This window comes from Streptomyces sp. NPDC052064 (genome assembly GCF_055585925.1).
The window spans coordinates 628297-649728 of the sequence record NZ_JBVJJE010000003.1; the positions used below are offsets into that span (position 1 = coordinate 628297).

The following is a 21432-nucleotide window of genomic DNA, read 5'->3' on the forward strand; positions in this document are numbered from 1 at the left end:
TCATCGCCGTACCGGCTTGATCCCCTCCAGGGTCGGCACCACCGGCTTGATGCTGCCGTCGGCCGCGAACTCCATGCGGTCGATGGTGGTCTCCCGGTGCATGCCGTCGCCGCCCGGCCTGCCGGGGCCGTTGAGGGCGAAGCGGTGGTAGACCATGTACCAGTCGTCGGTGCCGGGGGTGTTCACCACCGAGTGGTGACCGGTGCCGAGGATGCCGTACTCGGGCCGCTTCTCGAGGATCGTCCCGCGCTTGGTCCACGGGCCGAGCGGGGACGGCCCGGTCGCGTACGCCACGTGGTAGTTCTCGCTGCGGGTGTCGTCCTCCGACCACATGAAGTAGTACGTGCCCTTCCGCTTGATCACGAAGGAGCCCTCGCGGAAGTTGTCCGGGGTGATGTCCTTCACCTTCGACGCGTCGAAGGACACCATGTCGTCGTTGAGGGGCACGACGTACCCGCGCCCGTTGCCCCAGTACAGGTACGCCTGGCCGTCGTCGTCCGTGAAGACCGACGGGTCGATCATCTGGCCCTTGAGCGCCCCGCCCTTGGCGACCAGCGGCTTGCCGAGCGCGTCCTTGAAGGGGCCGGCGGGGGAGTCGGCCACTGCCACGCCGATCTGCTGCTCGGCGCAGAAGTAGAAGTAGTACTTGCCGTTCCGCTCGGCGATCGCGGGCGCCCAGGCGTTCTTGTCGGCCCAGCTCACGTCCGGCCCGAGGTCGACGATGACGCCGTGGTCCTTCCAGTGGACCAGGTCCTTCGACGAGTACGCCTTGAACTTGGTGCCGCTCCAGCCCTGGAAGCCGTCCGTCGTCGGGTAGATCCAGTATCTGCCGTTGAGGTAGTGGACGTCGGGGTCGGCGTTCAGACCGGGCAGCATGGGACTGCGGGTGCGGACCGCCTCGACCGTCCAGGTGCGCTTGGTGCCGTCGGCCGCTGTCACGGTGTACTTCTGCGGCGTGCGGAAGTCGCGCCGGGTGCCGGACTTCGGGCTCAGCGTGGCGCCCTCACCGGCCCACAGCTTCGGGGCGAGGCCCCGGAGGTCGGCCGCGGGCTCCATCGGCAGGACGACCTTCGAGGCGGTGTCGGTGACGATCGAGTACCCCTTCTGGTGCTTGGCCGTCGCGTCCACCACGGAGGTGGGAGTGCTCGGGTATGCCGCCAGCAGCCGGTCGTACTCCTTCTGCGTCACCGGGAGCACCGTGCCGTGCCGAGGGCTCGCCGGGAGCTGGTAGTCCGTGGACGGGGTCCACTTGCCCGAGGCGAGGTCGGTGGTCTCGAACGGGACGTAGCCGCGGCCGCCGTACTCGTCGATGAACAGGTACCACTTCTTCTCGGTGTTCGACTTGAACACCGTCGGGCCCTCACCGCGGTCCATCGCGCCCTTGCCGATGCAGTCGGCCACGAAGTCGTACTTCGTCGCGGTCAGGGACGTCGACTTCTCACCGGTGATGAACTTGGAGCAGGGGCTGGAGGAGCTGGGGTCCCGCTCGTCCTTGGTGTAGCGGTAGTAGGTGTCCTTGTGCTTCACGACCGTGGAGTCGATCACCGAGTAGCCGGGGTCGTTCCAGATCTTCGGCTCGCTGAAGGTGCGGAAGTCCTTCGTCGTCGCGTACATCATCTTGTTGTACGTGTTGCCCTTGTGCTCCGGGTCGTCGTCGGCGTACAGCTTCGACGCCCAGAAGACGACGTACTCACCGAGCTCGTCGTCCCAGTAGGCCTCCGGGGCCCAGGTGTTGCCCGCGTTGTCCGGGGAGACCTTCACCAGGCGCTGGTCGGTCCAGTTGACCAGGTCGGTGGACTCCCAGACCATGATCGACTTGCTGCCGTGCCGCTGGACCTGGTCCCAGCTGCCGCTGGAGTTCTTGTACATCCTCAGGTCGGTGGCGATCAGGTAGAACTTGTCGCCCTTGGGGGAGCGGATCACGAACGGGTCCCGCAGGCCCTTCTCGCCGATCGTCGACGTCAGGACCGGCTTGCCGGCGTTCAGCTCACGCCAGTGCAGCGCGTCGTTGCCCCGGCTGAGGGCGTAACGGATCTGCTCGCCGTCGGCGGTGCCCTCGCCCGTGAAGTAGGCGAAGAGATAGCCGGCGTACTTGGACTGCTTCACGGGTGGTGCTCCGGAGTCTGCGGTACTGGGTGGCGCCGTGAGAAGGGTCAGGAGGAGGCCGGTCAGGGCCAGGAACGGCAGCAGGAGCGTGCGGGGGCGCATGACACTTCCTGTCGGAGTCTGGGGGATTCTGTTGGATAGCGGCCTTCGGAGTTTCACCGGACGGGGACAGGGCGTCAACGGGTGTGCGTGAGGCGGGTGGTTCCGAAACTTTCGGAGACTCGGGCACGCCCGTGCACGTGACAGCGGCAACGGTGGCAACGGCGGCAACCCTTTCGCGGCGCGGCGGCGACTGCTGGTCGGAAACGGGTCGGAGCGGGCCCCTCCGGACCGTTTCCGTCCCCATCGCCTAGGAAAGGAACGCTCCGTGCTGCTCAGCACAGGACGCCACCGCAGGACCCGTACGCTCACCATCGCCGCCGCGGTGGTCTGTGCCTCGGGGGCGGGCGGCGTCTATCTCGGGCTCTCGGGCGGCGGTGCGCAGGCCGCCTCGTCGACGGTCACCGTGTCCACCGCGGCCCAGCTCGAAGCGGCCGTGAAGAACGCCACCGCAGGTACCACCATCCAGGTACGCGGCGGCACCTACTACCCGACCGCGACCCTCAAGTCCACGGCGAACGGAAGGAGTTCGGCACGCATCACCCTGCGGGCACACGGCAGCGAGAAGGTCCGGATCGACGGCTCCAAGCTGCCCGCCGGATCCTGGCTGGCCGCCATCCACGGCGACCACTGGACCGTCGAGAACCTCGCCTTCGTCAACTCCCCGGCCCAGGGCTTCGTCGCCACGTCCTCGGCCGGCGGCGTCTTCAAGAACCTCGTCACCGCGGACAACGGCGACTCGGGCTTCACCCTGCGAGGCGACGGCACCACCGGCAACCTCGTGCAGAACCTGGACAGCCACGGCAACTACGACCCGGCCGGTCACGGCCAGAACGCCGACGGCATCGCCGTCAAGTTCGGCTCCGGGACGGGCAACAGGATCACCGGCGCCCGGCTGTTCAACAACTCCGACGACGGCCTCGACCTCTGGCAGTTCTCCTCACCGGTCACCATCGAGCACTCCTGGGCCTTCGGCAACGGCGAGAACCGCTGGAACGACCCGGCCTTCGAAGGCAACGGCAACGGCTTCAAACTGGGCGGCGGGGGAGCGTCGGTCGCCCATGTCGTCAACAACAACGCGGCCTGGGAGAACACGCTGCACGGCTTCACCGAGAACTCCAACACCGGCGCCATCGCCCTGAACCGCAACACCACGTACGCCAACGCCCAGAACGGTTTCTACTTCGCCACCGGCAAGGCCCGCCTCGGCAAGAACCTCGCCGTGAGCGACAAGGGCGGCCTCGCCAAGCCGGGATCCGCGGCCGTCTCCGCGGGCAACAACTGGGACAGCGGCGTGGCCACCCCGCCCTTCCGGTCGACGGACGCGAAAAGCGCGTACGGGGCGCGCGGGGCGGACGGCTCCCTCCCGGCGACGAGGTTCCTGACGACCGGCTCCACGACCATCGGGTCGACGATGGACTAGGGGGTGTCCTTCGACCGTGCGCACACGACGACCGAGTGCACACACGACGACGCCCCCGCCGGTGCGAACCGGCGGGGGCGTCCTGCCGACCGGCCGAGGGGGGCTCGGCCAGGGCTGTTCGGCCGTCCGGAGGGGGGCTCCGGAGGGCCGGGGTGCCGGGGAGTCCGACTGGGGGCCCGGACATCCGGCATCCGGCCAGGCCCGAGGGGGATTCGGGCCGGGCCGGAGCTCACACGTGCTGCGGCATCACTGGTAGCTGATGTCCGAGGCCTTGAACTTGCAGGTCTTGCCGTCCGGGCCGGGCGGGGTCAGCTCCTTGGGCTCCTTGCCCGTGTTGTTGCCCTCGAAGCGCACACACGTCTTGATCTTCTTCTTGCTGTCGCCGTGGATGCGGATCTTCGACAGCGTGGCGGTGTCGCCGTAGTTGGCGTTCACGCCGACGATCGAGTTCATCGGCGCCGTCACGTCGATGTCGTTCAGCACGACCGTGCGCTTGTGCTGCGTTCCGCAGTTGCCGCAGGAGCGCACCAGCTTCCCGGCGTTCTGCACCTGGAAGCCCGACACGTTCAGCGTTCCGGCGCCGTTGAACTGGAGCACCTTGTCGTCGGCGTTCTTCGCGCCGCCGCCGATCACCTTGTACACGGCCGACGACGACTTGCCCTTGAAGCTGGCCGCGTCCTCGCCGACGTCCGTCCACCACACGTTCTGGAGCGTGCAGCTACCCTTGCAGTGAACGCCGTCCGCGGCCGGGGTGCCGATGATGACGTTCTTGAGGACCGCGCCGTCGGCCAGCTCGAAGAGGGGGTCCTGGCCCTCGTCCTGGCTGTCTCCGCCGAGCGCGCCGGTGCCGTAGAACATCTTCATCCCGCCGTCGCGGACACCGGAGACCGGGATGGTCTTCGACACGGGCGTCTTGCCCTTGTCCGTGGGCCAGGAGGACGCGGCGCCCGCGGTGGACAGCATCGACGTGGTGACGATCGCCGCTCCCGTGATGCCGAACGCGGATAACCCGGCGATCACCGCCCGCCGCTTGGTGACCCGGCGGCGATGGCGGACGCGCTGTTCTGCTGGTGCAGTCATGTACCGATTCCTCAATGGGGGGTGACTCTTGCGCCTGGTGGTCGCCACCGGTGAGGAAAGGGTTGCCATGACTTCAGGAATTTTTCACGAGTCGTCTTCGGTGTCGTCCACGGCCGCGAAACCGCCGCCCACGGACAGCCGCTCCGAACCGGCGGCGGCCGTCACCGCGTAGCGGTCGGCGCCGGCGTCACGGCCACCGCGCTCGTGGTCGAACTGGCCCGCGAACACCCACTCGCCCGCCGGGACCTTACGGCCCTCCTTCAGTGTCCAGGTGTAGACGAGGAAGCCGTCCCGCTCACCGACCGTGAGCGAGAAGTCCTGCTCGGGCAGCGACCGCCAGGCGCCCGCGTCGGAGACCCCGCCGGTCTGGGCCACGCTCAACCGCACGGTCAGCGCGGTCAGTTCCTCGCGCGTCTTGATCGTGATGTTGCTCTGCGCCCAGAAGTCGTTGCTGTGCGGGTCGACCGAGCCGTCCGACCACAGCGGCCCGTCCTCGGTGGCGGCGGGCGGCCGCCCGGTGACGGAGGTGCTCGGTGTCCGCGAGGGCGGTGGAGCGGACTCGCGGCGCTCCGGCGGGGCGGACGGTGTGGGATCCACCGGCGGCTCGGGGGCCCGGCTCGTCGCCTCCGGCGACGGCGTGGGCGTCGGCGACGTCGCCACGTCCTGCTGCTGCGGGGCGGTCTCCTCCTTCACCGCGGACGCGACCGCGTAACCACCCACCGCGAGCACACTCGCCACCGCGGCCGTCGCACCGGCCACCCGCATCCACCCGAACACCGGCGGACGCGTCGCCCGGTGGCCGGAACCGGCCGGACCGGCCATGCCGCGCTCGACGCGGGCCAGGATGCTCTCCCGGTCGGGCTCGTGCGCCCCGGCCGCCTCGTGCAGCCGGGCGCGCAGCTCCTCGTGCACGTCCCGCCGCATCGTCATCGGTCCCTTCCTTGGCCCTCACCGGTGCGCGTCCGCAAGCTTTCCACGGGCGGCGAGCAACGGGCAGCGCCCACCGTCACGTGCATCCGCTGCGGCACTCCCTGTGTGCCCAGCAACCGCTGGAGTTCGGCCATTCCCTTGGAGGTCTGGCTCTTCACCGTACCCACCGAGACGCCGAGGGCGAGCGCGGTGTCCTTCTCGGAGAGGTCGAAGGCGTGCCGCAGCACCACACAGGCCCGCTTGCGGAACGGCAGCCTGCGCAACGCCTCCTGGACGTCGACCACGCCCGCGACGTCCGGGTTCTCGGTGTTCTCCTCGCGCTGCGACCAGAACAGGGCGATGCGCCGCCGCTCGCGCACGGCGCTGCGGATCCGGGTGCGGGCCAGATTGGCGACCACCCCGCGCGCGTACGCCGCCGGATGGTCGGCCGCGCGCACTCGGTCCCAGCGGTGCCACAGCGCCAGCAACGCGTCCGCCGCCAGATCGTCGGCGGTGTCCGACTCGCCTGTCAACAGGTAGGCCAGACGGGACAGTTCGGCGTAGTGACGCTCGAAGAAGGCGTGGAACTCCACGGAGGCGGCGTCGTCGACGACTGTGCCCACGGGCGACCTCTCCTCGCAGCGGCTTCGGGCACTCCCGGCCGGGGTGCCCTGTGAGTGTCATGTAGATGACATGTGATCATCCGGGGGAGGTCCGGACGAGATCGGGAAGCGTAGCAGCGTTCTCAGGATGGTTCGTACGGAGCTTCGAACAGCGTATGGCGGGCCGGACTCTGATTCCGTAACACGAAGAAAACCTGAACGTGGTTCAACGAGGGAACAATCCAGCCAGCATCCGCACACCGATCACCCAGGCACCAAGGAGCACTCGCCATGTCCGAACCACAGAAGGTGACCGACCGGCCCGGCGCCGCACCACCCGCGGTGAGCAGCGTCGACCGGTTCTTCAAGATCTCCGAGCGGGGATCCACCTTCGGCCGTGAGATACGCGGCGGCTTCGCCACGTTCTTCACGATGGCCTACATCCTTGTCCTGAATCCCATCATCCTGGGCAGTGCGAAGGACAAGTTCGGGCACCAGCTGGACGCCGTCCAGCTCACCACCGCCACCGCCCTGGTGGCCGCGGTCATGACGATCATCATGGGCGTGGGCGGCAATCTGCCCCTCGCGCTGGCCGCCGGACTCGGCCTGAACGCCGTGGTCGCCTTCCAGATCGCCCCGCTGATGAGCTGGGACGACGCGATGGGCCTGATCGTCCTCGAAGGCCTGCTGATCTGCGTGCTGGTGGTGACCGGGCTGCGCGAGGCCGTCATGCACGCCATACCCCAGCCGCTCAAGCAGGCGATCAGCGTCGGCATCGGCCTGTTCATCGCCTTCATCGGCTTCGTCGACGCCGGGTTCGTCAGCCGCATCCCGGACGCCGCGAACACCACCGTGCCGGTTCAGCTGGGCGGCACGGGCACGCTCACCGGGTGGCCGATTCTCGTCTTCTGCCTCGGCGTTCTGCTGACGATCGGCCTGCTCGCGCGCAAGGTCAAGGGCGCCATCCTGATCAGCATCGTCACCATGACGGCGGTGGCGATAGTGATCAACTCCATAGCCGACATCAAGACCTGGGGTCTGACCACACCGTCCTGGCCCGCCCGGCTCGTCGACGCCCCCGACTTCGGACTCATCGGCGACTTCGACCTGTTCGGCGCCTTCAGCGCCCCAGGTGTCGGGGTCATCACCGTCGTCCTGCTGGTCTTCACCCTGATCCTGTCCGACTTCTTCGACACCATGGGCACGGTCGTCGGCATCAGCGCCGAGGCGGGCCTGCTCGACGAGGAGGGCAAGGTCCCGAACCTCGGCCGGGTGCTGCTGATCGACGGTGCCGCGGCGGTCGCGGGCGGCGCGGCCTCGGCCTCCTCGGCGACCTCCTACATCGAGTCGGCGGCCGGCGTCGGCGAGGGCTCGCGCACCGGCTTCTCCAACCTCGTCACCGGCGGCCTGTTCGGCCTCGCGCTGTTCCTGACGCCGCTGCTGACCATCGTCCCGCTCCAGGCGGCCGCCCCCGCCCTGGTCGCCGTCGGCTTCCTGATGATGACGCAGGTCAAGCACATCGACTGGGACCGGTACGACATCGCCATCCCCGCGTTCCTCACCATCGCCGTGATGCCGTTCACCTACTCCATCACCAACGGCATCGGCGCCGGCTTCCTCGCCTACGTCGTCATCAAGACCGTGCTCGGCAAGGCCAAGGAGGTCCACTGGCTGCTGTGGGGGACCTCGGTGCTGTTCCTCGTGTACTTCGCGATCGACCCGATCGAGCAGCTCCTCGGAGCCAGGTAACGGCGACGGGCCGCCCCCGGGGGGAACGGGGCGGCCCATCTGTACAGACGCCTTCCGGGCGGCGGAGGTTCAGTCCTTCAGCGCCGCTTCCATCATCGCCCTGGCGACCGGCGCCGCCAGGCCGTTGCCGCTGACCTCCGAACGGGCCGCGTTCGACTGCTCCACGACGACCGCCACGGCGACCTCCTTGCCCGACGAGTCGGACTTCCCGTACGAGGTGAACCAGGCGTACGGCACCTGGCTGTTGTTCTCGCCGTGCTGGGCCGTACCCGTCTTGCCGCCGACCGTCGCGCCAGGGACCTGGGCGTTCGTGCCCGTGCCCTTCTCCACGACCGTCTGCATCGCCGACTGCAACTGCTCGGCGGTCGAGGAGCTGACGATCTCCTTCGAGCCCGCGTCGTCGTCGTAGTCCTGCAACACATCACCGCCACTGTTGGTGATCTGCGAAACCATATGCGGCGAAACCAGCTTGCCGCCGTTGGCTATGGCCGCCGACACCATGGCCATCTGGAGCGGCGTCGCGGTGACGTCGAACTGGCCGATGCCCGTCAGGGCCGTCTGCGACGGGTACATGTCGGACGGGTACACGCTCGTGTAGGCCCGCACCGGCACGTCCAGCTTGTCGTCGTTGAAGCCGAACTTCTCGGCCATCGCCTTCACCTTGTCCTGGCCCAGCTGGACGGCCATCTTCGCGAAGACGTTGTTGCACGAGTACTCCAGCGCCCTACGGATCGTGGCGTTCGTGCAGGGTGCGTTCGGGTTCTCGTTCGTCAGCTCCCGCGTGGTGCCCGGCAGCGTGTACGGGTCGGGGCTGGTCGTGTTCTCGTCCACCGACGAGTACAGCCCGTCCTCAAGCGCGGCCGCCGCCACGACCAGCTTGAACGTCGAACCCGGCGGCAGCGGCTGCCGCAGCGCACGGTTGACCAGCGGTTTCTCCGGGTCCGCCGTGAGCTTCTTCCAGGCCGCGCCGGCGGAGTTGGCGTCGGTCAGCGACGAGGGATCGTACGACGGGGTCGACACGACCGCGAGGAGCTTCCCGGTCTTCGGGTCGATGGCGACGGCGCCGCCCTTCTTGTCGCCGAGTGCGTCGAACGCCGCCTTCTGCACGGCCGGGTCGATCGTCGTGACCACGTTGCCCGGGTCGGCCCGCTGGTTCGTGATGGTGTCCATCACGGACTTCAGCCGGCTGTCCGTGCCGTTGAGCAGGTCGGTGTAGATGCCCTCCAGCTGGGTCGGCGCGTACGCCTGCGAGGCGAACCCGGTCACTGCCGCGTACAGCTCGCCGTCCGTGTACGTGCGCTTGTACTTGAGGTCGCCCGTCTTCGTCGGGGCCGAGCCGGTGACCGAACGGCCGCCCACGATGATGTTCCCGAGCGGCGCCGAGTACGTCTCGATGGCGTTCCGCCGGTTGTCCTTGTCGTCTGCGAGCGCCTGGCCGTCGTAGAACTGCACCCAGGTCGCCCTGACCAGCAGAGCGAACACCAGGAGCAGCGCGAAGACCGATGCGCGCCTGATCGTCTTGTTCATCCCGAACATGAGGACGAGCCAGGAGGGGCGGATCGTTCCCACCCGTCCGTTTTCTCATCCGGCGTTTAGGAAGCCCGCCTCGTACGCCGCGATGACCGCCTGTGTACGGTCCCGGGTGCCCGTCTTGGCCAGGACCGCCGCCACGTGCGACTTCACCGTGGCGGGGCCGACCTCCATGCGGCGGGCGATCTCCGCGTTGGTCAGACCTTCCGCCATGTGCCGCAGCACCTCCCGCTCGCGTCCCGTCAGCTTCGCCACCCACGCGGGCGGCGCCGGGTGAGCGCGTACGTGCTCGGTCGCGAGGGTGCGGACGGCCGCCGGGAACAGCAGGCTGTCGCTGCGCGCCACCAGCCGGACCGCCTGCACGAGCGCGTCGGCGTCCGCCCGCTTCAGCAGGAACCCGGCGGCTCCGGCGCGCAGCGCGTCGTACACGTAGGAGTCGTTCTCGAAGGTCGTCACGACGACGATCCGGGGCGGCGCGTCCAGGGTGGCGAGGATCTGCTCGGTGGCGCGGATGCCGTCGATCTCCGGCATGCGGACGTCCATGAGGACGACGTCAGGCCGCAGGTCCCGTACGACCGAGACGGCCTCGGCGCCGGTGGCCGCCTCGCCCACCACCTCCAGGTCCGGCTCGGCGGAGAGGATGGCGCGCAGCGCGGTGCGGACCATGCGCTCGTCGTCGGCGAGGACGACACGGATCGGCGTCGGGCGGGTCATGCGGGTCCTTTCATCGGCAGACGTATGTGCAGCCGCCAGGTCTCCCCGGCCGGTCCGGACGATCCGGCGGCCGGTCCGGCCGTCATGGTCCCGCCCAGCAGCCTGACCCGGTCCGCTATGCCGCGCAGCCCGTGGCCGCCGCCCGGACGGGAGGACGCGGGGCCGGTCACCGGATTCTCCACGGTGATCTCCAGCCGCCCGCCCGTCACCGCGATCCGCACGTCCACGGCGACCCGGTCGCCCGCGTGCCTGAGGGCGTTGCTCAGTCCTTCCTGCACGATCCGGTAGCCCTCACGGGACAGCAGCGGGGGCAGGGCCTCCGGCTCGGTGTCGATCGTGGCCGTCACGCGCCGTCCACCCGCCCGGGTGCGACGCAGCAGACCGTCGAGGTCGGCCGCGAGGGTCGGGGCCGGGGCCGTGCCGGGGGCGTCGCCCTCGCGCAACACGCCCAGCACGGCGTCGAGTTCGCCGACGGTACGTCGGGTCGTGTCCTCGATCGCGGCGAGGGCCTCGCGGACGAACTCCGGGTCGGAGTCGAGGACGCGGCGCGCCGCGCTCGCCTGGAGCGTGACCGCGCTCAGCGCGTGGCCGACGGAGTCGTGCAGCTCCCGCGCCAGCCGGTTGCGTACGGCAAGGTCGGCGGCGCGTGCCTCGGCGGCCGCGAGCCGGCCTTCGGGAGACGGGCCGAGCAGCGCGGGCGCCCAGCGGGCCAGCAGCGCACCGCTGCCGGCCGCGCAGCCGGCGAGGGCCACGAGCATCGCCGCGCCCGCGACCGGAGCGAGCGCCAACGCCCAGGCGTGGCCGAAGACTTCGGGCAGCCCGAGCCGGGTGCCGTCCAGTCCCGCGAAGACCGGCAGCACGATCAGCACGGCGGCGAACGGCGGCACGGCCAGCGACATCCCGGCGATGATCCCGCCGACCCCGAGATGCAGCGTGAACCAGCCCGCCGTACGGCCCTTCTCGCCCCGCGTCCGGGCCGGTCCGAAGGCGAGCCCGTCCGCGTCGACACCGCACAGCCAGCGCACGGCGGCGGCCTCCAGCGGCCGGGTCAGCGGGAACAGGGACGTGGCGGCGGCGAGCGGCAGTCCCACGCCGAAGGAGGCGAGCTGGAGCGGAAGTGACCCGAACACGTTCGTGCTGCCGGTGGCCGGGCCGATGATCACCGAGCCGACCAGGACGTACGGCATGGCGAGCGCGCCGCCGAGGATCAGATGTATCCAGCGCAGCCGGGCCTGCCGGCCGAACAGGGACCGGGCGGCCTGCCTCACGCGGCCCGCCGTGCGGCCCCGGCCGAGCGCTCCGCGAAGTAGTAGGCGCCGATGGCGGCGACGAGGAAGCCGACGAGCATCTGCCCAGCGTAGGCGAGGTTCATCAGCGGCGTCGGGCGGTCGGCGATGTCCTCCGCGCCGCCGAGGGAGGCGAGCGACAGCCAGCCGCCCCAGCAGGCCGCGGCGCCCGAGCCGACCCAGGCCAGGCCGAGCGGCACCGCCACGGGCAGCGCCCGGCCGCGCCGGAAGGCCAGCAGGAACCCGCCGGCGACGGCCGCGACGAGGAACAGCACGAAGACGGCTTCCAGGACGTAGAAGTCACCGCCCCGGCCCGCCGCCCGGCCCTCGCTGAGCCCGGCGGTGCCGCCGAAGGCCCACAGGAGGTGAAGGGTGAGCGGCAGCAGGGCGAGTACGGCGGCCGCGACGGCGAGGGCACGGTGGGCCGGCCCCACGACACCCACCGGCAGCTCCCACACCCGCCCGCGCCACAGGTGTCCCCAGCGGTCGCGGGCGTAGAGCACGAACAGGGCGCCCAGGGCGAGCCCTTGGAGGATGAACCCCGTGTACACCACGGTGAACACCCACTCGTGGAGGAAGGGCTCATGGCCCCGGTCCGGTACGGAACCGCCCCCGAACGCCTTCACGGCCAACTGCGCCGGGAACCCGGCCATGATCGGCGCGAGCAGCCCGGTGGCGACCCACACGGGGACCGTCAGCAGCCACGCGGGCACCCGCAGCCCCCACGGCCGGGTCAGCACCACCGCCAGCACGATCACCGCGCTGTCCAGCAGCACGGAGAGGCCGTTGATCACGGCCATGCCCACCCGGTCGTCGAGCAGTCGGCTCCCCTCGGGGATGCCGACGTGGCTCCCGGCGATCCAGGCGGCCTTGAGCCCGAGGTACGGCACGCAGGAGAGGACGGCGACGGCACGGAGGATCCGCCGGGGGCGGCTGAGAGGGACGTCGGGGCCGGCGACGGCTGCCGGAGCGAGTGACTGCGTCATGCGCTCAGGCTCCCGCGCGGCAGGCCGGCGGCACCTCCTGCACGACGACGATCCGCCTCCGCCGGATGGGGGAGGGGGGAGGGGGCCTCAGCCCTCCAGGAGGAGCACCGTCTCGTCGATCTCGGCGCCCCGGGCCTGCGCGTACCCCCTGGCCGCCGCCACGGCACGGAACCCGCACTTCTCCAGTACCCGCAGCGACCCCGCGTTGTCCGAGGCGGCCCGCGCGTACAGGGGACGCTCGGGTACCTCGGCCAGCAGCGCCCGCAGGGCCGCCGTGGCGATGCCCTTGCCCCAGGAGGCGCGGTCGACCCAGTACGTCACCTCGCGCTCGCCCGGCACCCCGTACACCGCCGCGCTGCCGACCACGTCGCCGTCGGCCAGGACGGTCCGCACCACGGCGGACGAGGACCGGATCTTCGCCCAGTGGGCGTCGAAGGCGTCCCGGTCGGCCGGGTCCTTGGGGACGAAGGCCGCCATGTGAAGAGCCTCGGGGTCGTTCATCTGCCGGAAGAAGACCGGCAGATCGCTGTCGTGGACCTGGCGCAGCTCGACGTTCATGCCTCAGAGCCTACGGGTGGCCAGTGTCAGCCGGTCCCGCGCGTCGAACAGCGCGTCCTTCACCAGCTGTTCGTGCGCCGGCGTGAGCCGCGCCACCGGCACCGAGCAGCTGATGGCGTCCCGCGCCGGTGTGCGGTACGGAATGGCCACCCCGAAGCAGCGCAGCCCCAGCGTGTTCTCCTCGCGGTCCACGGCGAAGCCCTGCTCCCGGACCTGGTGCAGCTCCTCGATGAGCTTCTCGCGGTCGGTGATCGTGTTCTCGGTCAGCGCGGGCAGCGTCTCCGGGAGCATCTTGCGGACCTGCTCGTCCGCGTAGGTGCTCAGCAGCGCCTTGCCGAGGGACGTGGAGTGCGCGGGCAGCCGGCGGCCGACCCGGGTGAAGGGACGCAGGTAGTGCTGCGACTGGCGGGTGGCGAGGTAGACGACGTTCGTGCCGTCGAGGCGGGCGAGGTGGATCGTCTCGGTGGTGTCGTCCGAGAGCCGGTCCAGCGTGGGGCGGGCCGCCGCCACGACCTCGTCGCCGTCGATGTAGGAGGTGCCGACCAGCAGGGCCCGCACCCCGATGCCGTACCGCGTGCCCGTCGCGTCGGTCTCCACCCAGCCCAGCTCGACAAGCGTGCGGAGCAGCATGTAGAGACTGGACTTGGGGTAGCCGACGGCCTCCTGGACCGCCGCGAGGGAGTGCATACCGGGACGCCCGGCGAAGTATTCGAGCAGTTCAACCGTTCGTACCGCGGACTTGACCTGCGCCCCGCCGCCCGTCTCGCCAGCCGACATCGCCCTTGACCCCTTCGTTCGACGGGAAATAGTCTCCACAGCATATTCATCATCAGAGACAGCGTTCAGTATATCGAACGCCCCTGGTGGATGACCCAGTACTGCGGCATTACATGTGTGGAGGGACCCGCGGTGGCAGCAGCACCAGTCTGGAGTGTCGACCCCCGAACCGGGAAGCAGCGTGAACAGGTTGCGGTGGAGGCCACAGCCCAGGAGGTGGACGCCGCCGTCCGCGTCGCGCACGAGGCGCGCGGCTCACTCGCGGACCGCGCCGTCCGCGCGGCCTTCCTGCGCAGCGCGGCCGAGGAGCTGGAGGCGGCCAAGGACGGTCTCGTCGAGACCGCCGACGCCGAGACCGCGCTCGGCCCGGTCCGGCTGACCGGCGAGCTCGCCCGCACCTGCTACCAGCTGCGGGCCTTCGCCGACATCGTCGACGAGGGCGCTTTCCTCGACGTCGTCATCAACCACCCCGACGACACCGCCACCCCGCCGATCCCCGACCTGCGCCGCTACAAGGTGCCCCTGGGCGTTGTCGCCGTCTACTCGGCGTCGAACTTCCCGTTCGCCTTCTCGGTCGCCGGCGGCGACACCGCGAGCGCCCTCGCGGCCGGCTGCCCGGTCGTGGTCAAGGCCCACCCGGACCACCCCGGCCTGTCCGAGTACGTCGCCAAGGTGCTGCGCCGCGCCGCCGCCCGGCACGACATCCCCGAGGGCGTCCTCGGGCTGGTGCACGGCTTCGAGGCGGGCGTCGAGCTGATCAAGCACCCGCTGGTCTCGGCGGCCGGTTTCACCGGGTCGGTACGCGGCGGCCGGGCCCTCTTCGACGCGGCGGCCGCCCGCCCCGTGCCGATCCCCTTCCACGGCGAGCTGGGCTCCCTGAACCCGGTCGTCGTCACCGAGGCCGCGGCCGCCGAGCGGGCCGAGACGATCGGCGCGGGCCTCGCCGGTTCGATGACGCTGGGTGTCGGCCAGTTCTGTGTGAAGCCGGGCCTCGTCCTCGCGCCGGCCGGCGCCGCCGGTGACGCCCTGCTGAAGTCGCTGACCGACGCCGTCAGCGACACCGACGCCGGGGTCCTGCTCGACCACCGCATGCGCGACAACTTCGTCGCCGGCGTCGCCGAGCGGGCCGAACTGCCCGACGTCGAATCCCCGGTCACGCCCGGCGCGGGCGGCGAGCACACCGTCAGCGCGGGCTTCCTCACGGTTCCGGCGAGCAGGCTGGCGGCGGAGGGTGAGCACGACCTGCTCCTGGAGGAGTGCTTCGGGCCGGTCACCGTGGTGGCCCGCTACGAGGACGAGGCCGAGGTGAAGGCCGTGCTGACGCGTCTGCCGGGCAACCTCACGGCGACGGTGCAGCTGTCCGAGGAGGAGGCCGCCGGCCAGGGCCGGGGCGCGGAGCTTCTGCAGGAGCTGACGCCGCTGGCCGGGCGTGTGCTGGTGAACGGCTGGCCCACGGGTGTCGCCGTCGCGCCGGCTCAGCATCACGGCGGGCCGTACCCGGCCACGACGTCGACGTCCACGTCGGTGGGCGGTACGGCGATCGAGCGGTGGCTGCGGCCGGTGGTGTATCAGAACGCGCCGGAGGCGCTGCTTCCGGCGGAGCTGCGGGACGAGAACCCGTTGGAGCTGCCTCGTAGGTTCAACGGGCGTTTGGAGCGGTGAGCGCCGGAGGGGCGCGGGTGATCTGCGGGGTGCCGGTCGGTAGTGGTTGATCGCGCAGTTCCCCGCGCCCCTCGGGGGCGGAGCTGAAAGACTCGGTCGAATGGATCTCGAACTTCCCGAACTTCCCTTCCCCCTGCGCTCTTACGGCCCCGAGGCCCACTGGTCCTACGAGGACGGGGCGCTGACCGGGTGGGCCGGGTCTCGGCAGGATCGGTTCGTGCCGCCCACCGGGGAAGGCCTGGACCCCGCCTCCGACGCGCCGAGGCTGCTCGGGGCGCCCGAAGGGGACTTTCAGCTGATCGCCCGGGTCACGGTCGGGTTCGGCGCGGCCTTCGACGCCGGGGTGCTCTACGTCCATGTCGGTGAGCGCGCCTGGGCCAAGCTCTGCCTGGAGTACTCCCCGGACGTGCCCACCGTCTGCACGGTGGTCACCCGGGGACACTCCGACGACGCCAACTCCTTCACCGTCGACGGCAGTTCCGTCTGGCTGCGCGTGAGCCGCACCGGCCGCGCCTTCGCCTTCCACGCCTCCCGCGACGGCGAACGGTGGACCTTCGTCCGCCTCTTCACCCTGGGTGACGAGAAGGAGACGGGCGCGGCCCTGATCGGCTTCATGACCCAGTCGCCGATGGGGGAGGGCTGCGTGGTGACGTACGACCACATCGAGTTCAGGCCGCACTGGCCGAAGGACCTGCGCGACGGCAGCTGAGGCCGTCGGGGAACCGCGTCCCGGCCGGGGACGTCCTCCGCTGCATGATCAGGAACCGAGTGGCCCCGGGCCGGGTGATCCGTACCGTCCTGCCCGCCGAGGTGGCGGACGTCGTCGCGCTGCACGCGCGTGCGCGGGCGACGTACTACCCCGGCGGGCTGCCGCAGGACGGCACCGACTGGCTCGCCGCCTGGCAGAGCGTCCTCGCGCGACCGGACGGCCAGGTGCTGTGCGTCGTCGAGGCGGGCCGGATCATCGGCCTGGCTTCCTTCCGCACCCCCGAGGGCGCCCCGGCGGACACGGTGAAGCTGTTCCAGTTCCACGTCGACCCCGATCACTGGCGCCGCGGCGTCGGCACCGCCCTGCACACGGCCTGCGTCGAGGCGTGGACGTCCGACGGCAAGCGGACGGCCGTCCTCGACGTGCATGTCGACAACCGGCGCGCGCAGGCCTTCTACGCTCGGCGGGGCTGGATCCCGGATCCGGAGAACCCACCCGCCGAGGGTGATCACCACCGGTATCTGCGCTTGGAGATGGCCGCGGAATGAACCCGGCTGCTTGAACGTTCACCAACTCGGCGGAGGGAGTCTCCGCACCCCGTACGAGCTGGAGAGAGCCGAAGACATGCGCGTCGAGATCTGGAGCGACATTGCCTGTCCCTGGTGCTACGTGGGCAAAGCCCGCTTCGAGAAGGCGCTGCGGGACTTCCCGCACCGCGACGAGGTCGAGGTGGTGCACCGCTCCTTCGAGCTGGACCCGGGCCGTGCCAAGGACGACATCCAGCCCGTGATCACGATGCTCACCAGGAAGTACGGGATGAGCGAGGCGCAGGCCGAGGCCGGTGAGGACAACCTGGGCGCGCAGGCCGCCGCCGAAGGGCTGGACTACCGCACCCGGGGCCGCGACCACGGCAGCACCTTCGACATGCACCGACTGCTTCACTTCGCCAGGGAGCAGGGGCGTCAGGTGCAGCTGCTCGACCTGCTGTACCGGGCGAACTTCGCCGAGGAGCGCTCCGTCTTCAATGACGACGAGCGGCTGGTGGAGCTCGCCGTGGCCGCCGGGCTGGAGGCGGAGGCCGTCCGTGCGGTGCTCGCCGACCCCGGCGCCTTCGCCGACGACGTACGCGCCGACGAGCGCGAGGCCGCGCAGCTCGGCGCGAGTGGTGTGCCGTTCTTCGTGCTCGACCGCAAGTACGGCGTCTCCGGTGCGCAGCCCGCAGAGGTCTTCGCCCAGGCCCTGACCCAGGCGTGGGGCGAGCGCTCGCCCCTGAAGATCGTGGACAGCGGAGACGCGGACGCGTGCGGCCCGGACGGCTGTGCGGTGCCCCAGCGCTGAAACCGCAGGTCGGGGCGCATCTATAAGTGCTCCTTAGCGACATCGCGCAGGAATCGGCAATGGACGGGGAGATCCAAGGGACGCAGAGTGGTTCCATGGAGACCTTCGAGAACCTCGTCCGTGCCGAGTTCGCCCCGAAGCACACCTACCTCAACACCGCGAACAACGGGCTCCTGCCCGCCCGTACCGTCACCGCCGTACAGCAGGCGGTGCGGATGCGCGCGGAGGGCACGCCCCTGGGCCCCCTGTACGAGGACGTCGAGGCCGCCCGCGCTTCCTTCGCCCGGCTGGCCGGCGTGCCGGCCGAGCGGGTCGCCACCGGCGCCTCGGTCGCCGAGTACGGCGGGCTGATCGCCGCCTCGCTGCCCGCGGGCGCCGAGGTCCTCACCGTGGAGGCCGACTTCGCCTCCCTGGTGAACCCGTTCCACGCGCGCGGCGACCTCAAGGTGCGCGCCGTGCCCCTGGAGCGGCTCGCCGAGTCCGTCCGCCCCGGCACCGCGCTCGTCGCGGTCAGCACCGTCCAGTCCGCCGACGGCCGGCTCGCCGACCTGCCGGCCGTGCGCGAAGCGGCCCGGGCGCACGGGGCCCGTACCTACGTCGACGCCTCCCAGTCGGCCGGCTGGCTGCCGATGGAGGCCGACGCCGACGACTTCCTGGCCGCAGCCGGCTTCAAGTGGCTGCTCGGGCCGCACGGGGCCGCGTTCTTCGTCGCCCCGCAGGACTTCGGGGGGCTCACACCGCTGCTCGCCGGCTGGGCCGCCGGTGAGATGCCCTGGGAGAGCTGCTACGGCCCCGTCGAGGAACTCGCCCACTCCGCACGGCGCTTCGACATCAGCCCCGCACTCTTCACTTACGCCGGGCTGCGCGCCTCCCTGGAGCTGCTGGAGGAGATCGGCATCGACGTCGTGCACGCCCACGACGTCGCCCTCGCGGACCGCTTCCGTGTCGGGCTCGCCGGGCTGGGGCATGAGCCGGTGCCCGCGCCGGGCTCGGCGATCGTGTCCATGCCGGGGCTGGGCCACCGGCAGGGCGAGCTGGGCCGGGCGGGCATCGAGGTGTCCGACCGGGCGGGGAACCTGCGGGCGGCGTTCCACCTCTACAACACCACGGCGGACGTCGACCGTCTGCTCGAGGTTCTGGCCGCATGACAAAACCGGGTGGGGCCTCCCGTCCCACACGAGGAGGCCCCACCCGGCAGCCCGTCACACGGTCACTTCACCGGCGAGAGCGGTCACCGCACGGGCGTGAAGTCCCGCGCGCCAATGAACTCCGGACGCCGCACCGGCGCCGCGAACGGCTCCACCGCCGTGTTCTCCACGCTGTTGAACACGATGAACACGTTGCTGCGCGGGAACGGCGTGATGTTGTCGCCGGAGCCGTGCATGCAGTTGCAGTCGAACCACGTCGCCGAACCGGCCTTGCCCGTGAACAACTTGATGCCGTGCTGCGAGGCCAGCTGGGTCAGCGCCTCGTCCGACGGCGTGCCCGCGTCCTGCATCTGCAGCGACTTCTTGTAGTTGTCCTTCGGCGTGGCCCCCGCGCACCCGAGGAACGTCTTGTGCGACCCCGGCATGATCATGAGCCCGCCGTTGGTGTCGTAGTTCTCGGTCAGCGCGATCGAGACCGACACCGTGCGCATCCGCGGCAGACCGTCCTCGGCGTGCCACGTCTCGAAGTCCGAGTGCCAGTAGAAGCCACTGGCCCCGAAGCCCGGCTTGACGTTGATCCGCGACTGGTGGACGTAGACGTCCGAGCCGAGGATCTGCCGCGCCCGGCCGACGACCCGCTCGTCCCGCACCAGCTTGGCGAACACCTCGCTGATCTTGTGCACCTCGAAGACCGAGCGGATCTCCTTGGACAGCGGCTCCACGATCGACCGCTCGTCGGCACGGATGTCCGGGTCGTTCACCAGCCGGTTCAGCTCGTTCCGGTAGATGGCGACCTCGTCGTCGGTGATCAGCTCGTCGATGGCGAGGAAGCCGTCACGCTCGAAGGACAGCAGGTCGGCCGGCGCGACCGGACCGGGCGCGTCGGGGGCGCCCCAGACGACCGGGTCCTGGCGCGGGGTGAGCACCTCGGTGGCGCCCCGACTGGGATACAGGTCGGGGATACCGGTGGTGGTGTCGGTGATGGCGGTCATGGAAACGTCACACCTCCTCGGTGAGCAGCGGGTAAACGCCGTTCTCGTCGTGGTCCTCCCGTCCGGTCACGGGCGGATTGAAGACGCAGAGGCAGCGGAAGTCCTTCTTGATCCGCAGCGTGTGCTTCTCGTGCCCGTCCAGGAGGTACATGGTGCCGGGCGTGATGGTGTACGACTTCCCGGTCTCGCGGTCGGTCAGCTCGGCCTCGCCCTCCACGCAGACGACGGCCTCGATGTGGTTCGCGTACCACATCGACGTCTCCGTACCCGCGTACAGGATCGTCTCGTGCAGGGAGAAGCCGACCTTCTCCTTGGCGAGGACGATGCGTTTGCTCTCCCACGTGCCGGACGCCGACTTCACGTGCCGGTCGGTACCTTCGATCTCCTTGAACGAACGGACAATCACGGTGCTGCGATGCCTCCTAGGTGGGTGGTGCCGGTTGCTCGGTCAGGCGGTCTCGCGGACGGCGCGGGCCAGCGTCGACAGGCCCTCGTCCAGTTCCTCGGGCGTGATGGTCAGGGCGGGGAGCAGTTTCACGACCTCGCTCTCGGGCCCGGACGTCTCGATGAGGAGCCCGAGCTCGAAGGCGCGCTTGGCGACCTTGCCCGCGCGGTCCTTGTCGTGGAACTCCAGGCCCCACACCAGGCCGCGGCCCCGGTACTCCTTGACGTCGGCCAGGTTCTCCTCGGTGATGGAGATCATGGCCTGCTCGACCTGCTCACCGCGCTTGCGGGTCTGCTTCTCCATCGCGGAGCCGTCGGCCCAGTACGCCTCCAGGGTCGCGGTGGCCGTGACGAAGGCGGGGTTGTTGCCGCGGAAGGTGCCGTTGTGCTCGCCGGGCTCCCACACGTCGAGCTCGGGCTTGAACAGGCACAGCGACATGGGCAGGCCGTAGCCGCTGATCGACTTCGAGACGGTGACGATGTCCGGCGTGATGCCCGCCTCCTCGAAGGAGAAGAAGGCGCCGGTACGGCCGCAGCCCATCTGGATGTCGTCGACGATCAGCAGCATGTCCTGCCGCTCGCACAGCTCGGACAGGGCGCGCAGCCACTCGGGCCGGGCCACGTTGATGCCGCCCTCGCCCTGCACGGTCTCGACGATCACGGCGGCCGGCTTGTTCAGGCCGGAGCCCTGGTCCTCCAGCAGCCGCTCGAACCACAGGAAGTCCTCGACGGTGCCGTCGAAGTAGTTGTCGAACGGCATCGGGGTGCCGTGCACCAGCGGGATACCGGCGCCGGCCCGCTTGAAGGCGTTGCCGGTCACGGCCAGCGAGCCCAGCGACATGCCGTGGAAGGCGTTGGTGAACGACACGATCGACTCGCGCCCCTTCACCTTCCGCGCCAGCTTCAGCGCGGCCTCCACGGCGTTGGTGCCGGTCGGGCCGGGGAACATGACCTTGTACGGCAGGTCGCGCGGGCGCAGCAGCAGGTTCTGGAAGGCCTCCAGGAACGTGCGCTTGGCGGTGGTCGACATGTCGAGCCCGTGCGTGACGCCGTCGCGCTCCAGGTAGTCGATGAGCGCGCGTTTCAGGACGGGGTTGTTGTGCCCGTAGTTCAGCGACCCCGCTCCGGCGAAGAAGTCGAGGTACTCATGGCCGTCCTCGTCGTACATGCGGCTGCCCACCGCACGGTCGAAGACGGTGGGCCAGCCGCGGCAGTAGCTGCGCACCTCGGACTCAACGGTCTCGAAGACACTCAGGTCGGGCTGGGTGATGGTCACGACGAATCGCTCCTCGGTGCGTGGGGGAAGTCTGAGGGAGTCAG

The 21432-nt window shown here is 70.3% G+C and carries 20 protein-coding genes; 7 read left to right on the forward strand and 13 right to left on the reverse strand.

Features of this window, described 5'->3' with window-relative positions:
* Entirely contained in the window at positions 1 to 2208 is a 2208-nt protein-coding gene (locus tag ACZ6TU_RS10725) for a glycoside hydrolase family 43 protein (protein ID WP_469547775.1), read from the reverse strand.
* 265 nt (positions 2209 to 2473) lie between these two features.
* Here ACZ6TU_RS10725 and ACZ6TU_RS10730 point away from each other — a divergent pair, with 265 nt between their 5' ends.
* A complete protein-coding gene (locus tag ACZ6TU_RS10730; protein WP_467673747.1) occupies positions 2474 to 3628 on the forward strand; it encodes a right-handed parallel beta-helix repeat-containing protein in 1155 nt (384 codons plus the stop codon).
* 246 nt (positions 3629 to 3874) lie between these two features.
* Here ACZ6TU_RS10730 and ACZ6TU_RS10735 read toward each other — a convergent pair whose 3' ends face one another.
* The 3 genes from ACZ6TU_RS10735 to ACZ6TU_RS10745 all read right to left on the reverse strand — a co-directional run bounded on the left by ACZ6TU_RS10735 (position 3875) and on the right by ACZ6TU_RS10745 (position 6240).
* Entirely contained in the window at positions 3875 to 4708 is an 834-nt protein-coding gene (locus ACZ6TU_RS10735; protein WP_467673745.1) for a pectate lyase, read from the reverse strand.
* Between the two features lie 84 nt (positions 4709 to 4792).
* Entirely contained in the window at positions 4793 to 5638 is an 846-nt protein-coding gene (locus ACZ6TU_RS10740; RefSeq protein WP_467673743.1) for a hypothetical protein, read from the reverse strand.
* Positions 5635 to 6240: a SigE family RNA polymerase sigma factor gene (locus tag ACZ6TU_RS10745; RefSeq protein ID WP_467673741.1), complete on the reverse strand. Its 606-nt coding sequence runs from the start codon at positions 6238 to 6240 to the stop codon at positions 5635 to 5637. The genes ACZ6TU_RS10740 and ACZ6TU_RS10745 overlap by 4 nt, the downstream gene beginning before the upstream one ends.
* Positions 6241 to 6510: 270 nt before the next feature.
* On the opposite strand from ACZ6TU_RS10745, the gene ACZ6TU_RS10750 reads away from it, so the two are divergent.
* Positions 6511 to 7968 carry an NCS2 family permease gene (locus tag ACZ6TU_RS10750; RefSeq protein ID WP_467673739.1) on the forward strand — a complete coding sequence of 486 codons (1458 nt, stop codon included), beginning with the start codon at positions 6511 to 6513 and terminating at the stop codon, positions 7966 to 7968.
* A gap of 69 nt (positions 7969 to 8037) precedes the next feature.
* On the opposite strand, the gene ACZ6TU_RS10755 is transcribed toward ACZ6TU_RS10750, so the two are convergent.
* The 6 genes from ACZ6TU_RS10755 to ACZ6TU_RS10780 all read right to left on the reverse strand — a co-directional run bounded on the left by ACZ6TU_RS10755 (position 8038) and on the right by ACZ6TU_RS10780 (position 13819).
* Positions 8038 to 9495, reverse strand: a complete 1458-nt coding sequence (locus ACZ6TU_RS10755) for a peptidoglycan D,D-transpeptidase FtsI family protein (protein WP_469547856.1) — start codon at positions 9493 to 9495, stop codon at positions 8038 to 8040.
* A 54-nt stretch (positions 9496 to 9549) separates the two neighbouring features.
* Entirely contained in the window at positions 9550 to 10212 is a 663-nt protein-coding gene (locus ACZ6TU_RS10760; protein ID WP_467673737.1) for a response regulator transcription factor, read from the reverse strand.
* Positions 10209 to 11480, reverse strand: coding sequence for a sensor histidine kinase (locus ACZ6TU_RS10765; protein WP_469547781.1), 1272 nt, complete (start codon positions 11478 to 11480; stop codon positions 10209 to 10211). Before ACZ6TU_RS10765 ends, ACZ6TU_RS10760 begins: the two co-directional genes overlap by 4 nt.
* On the reverse strand, positions 11477 to 12484 hold the full coding sequence (locus tag ACZ6TU_RS10770) for a hypothetical protein (protein ID WP_469547783.1): 1008 nt from the start codon (positions 12482 to 12484) through the stop codon (positions 11477 to 11479). Before ACZ6TU_RS10770 ends, ACZ6TU_RS10765 begins: the two co-directional genes overlap by 4 nt.
* An 87-nt stretch (positions 12485 to 12571) precedes the next feature.
* A complete protein-coding gene (locus ACZ6TU_RS10775; protein ID WP_467673731.1) occupies positions 12572 to 13042 on the reverse strand; it encodes a GNAT family N-acetyltransferase in 471 nt (156 codons plus the stop codon).
* Positions 13043 to 13045: 3 nt separating this feature from the next.
* The gene (locus ACZ6TU_RS10780) at positions 13046 to 13819 is read right to left on the reverse strand and encodes an IclR family transcriptional regulator (protein ID WP_467673729.1); all 774 of its coding nucleotides are present in this window, start codon (positions 13817 to 13819) and stop codon (positions 13046 to 13048) included.
* A gap of 132 nt (positions 13820 to 13951) precedes the next feature.
* Here ACZ6TU_RS10780 and ACZ6TU_RS10785 point away from each other — a divergent pair, with 132 nt between their 5' ends.
* The 5 genes from ACZ6TU_RS10785 (at position 13952) to ACZ6TU_RS10805 (ending at position 18676) form a co-directional block, all read left to right on the forward strand.
* Entirely contained in the window at positions 13952 to 15481 is a 1530-nt protein-coding gene (locus ACZ6TU_RS10785; RefSeq protein WP_467673727.1) for an aldehyde dehydrogenase (NADP(+)), read from the forward strand.
* Between the two features lie 100 nt (positions 15482 to 15581).
* A complete protein-coding gene (locus ACZ6TU_RS10790) occupies positions 15582 to 16190 on the forward strand; it encodes a DUF1349 domain-containing protein (protein WP_467673725.1) in 609 nt (202 codons plus the stop codon).
* 44 nt (positions 16191 to 16234) lie between these two features.
* On the forward strand, positions 16235 to 16738 hold the full coding sequence (locus ACZ6TU_RS10795) for a GNAT family N-acetyltransferase (RefSeq protein WP_467673723.1): 504 nt from the start codon (positions 16235 to 16237) through the stop codon (positions 16736 to 16738).
* 76 nt (positions 16739 to 16814) lie between these two features.
* Positions 16815 to 17528 (forward strand): DsbA family oxidoreductase, encoded by a 714-nt coding sequence (locus tag ACZ6TU_RS10800; protein ID WP_467673721.1) that lies wholly within the window; start codon positions 16815 to 16817, stop codon positions 17526 to 17528.
* A 95-nt stretch (positions 17529 to 17623) separates the two neighbouring features.
* A complete protein-coding gene (locus ACZ6TU_RS10805) occupies positions 17624 to 18676 on the forward strand; it encodes an aminotransferase class V-fold PLP-dependent enzyme (protein ID WP_469547787.1) in 1053 nt (350 codons plus the stop codon).
* Positions 18677 to 18759: 83 nt separating this feature from the next.
* Here the strand turns inward: ACZ6TU_RS10805 and thpD are convergent, their stop codons facing one another.
* Genes thpD through ectB form a run of 3 tightly spaced genes read right to left on the reverse strand, consistent with a single transcriptional unit; the run spans position 18760 to position 21388 of the window.
* On the reverse strand, positions 18760 to 19659 hold the full coding sequence (thpD, locus tag ACZ6TU_RS10810; RefSeq protein ID WP_467674408.1) for an ectoine hydroxylase: 900 nt from the start codon (positions 19657 to 19659) through the stop codon (positions 18760 to 18762).
* Positions 19660 to 19675: 16 nt separating this feature from the next.
* A complete protein-coding gene (locus ACZ6TU_RS10815; RefSeq protein ID WP_059422332.1) occupies positions 19676 to 20074 on the reverse strand; it encodes an ectoine synthase in 399 nt (132 codons plus the stop codon).
* Between the two features lie 42 nt (positions 20075 to 20116).
* A complete protein-coding gene (gene ectB / locus ACZ6TU_RS10820; protein WP_467673717.1) occupies positions 20117 to 21388 on the reverse strand; it encodes a diaminobutyrate--2-oxoglutarate transaminase in 1272 nt (423 codons plus the stop codon).
* Positions 21389 to 21432 lie beyond the last annotated feature (44 nt).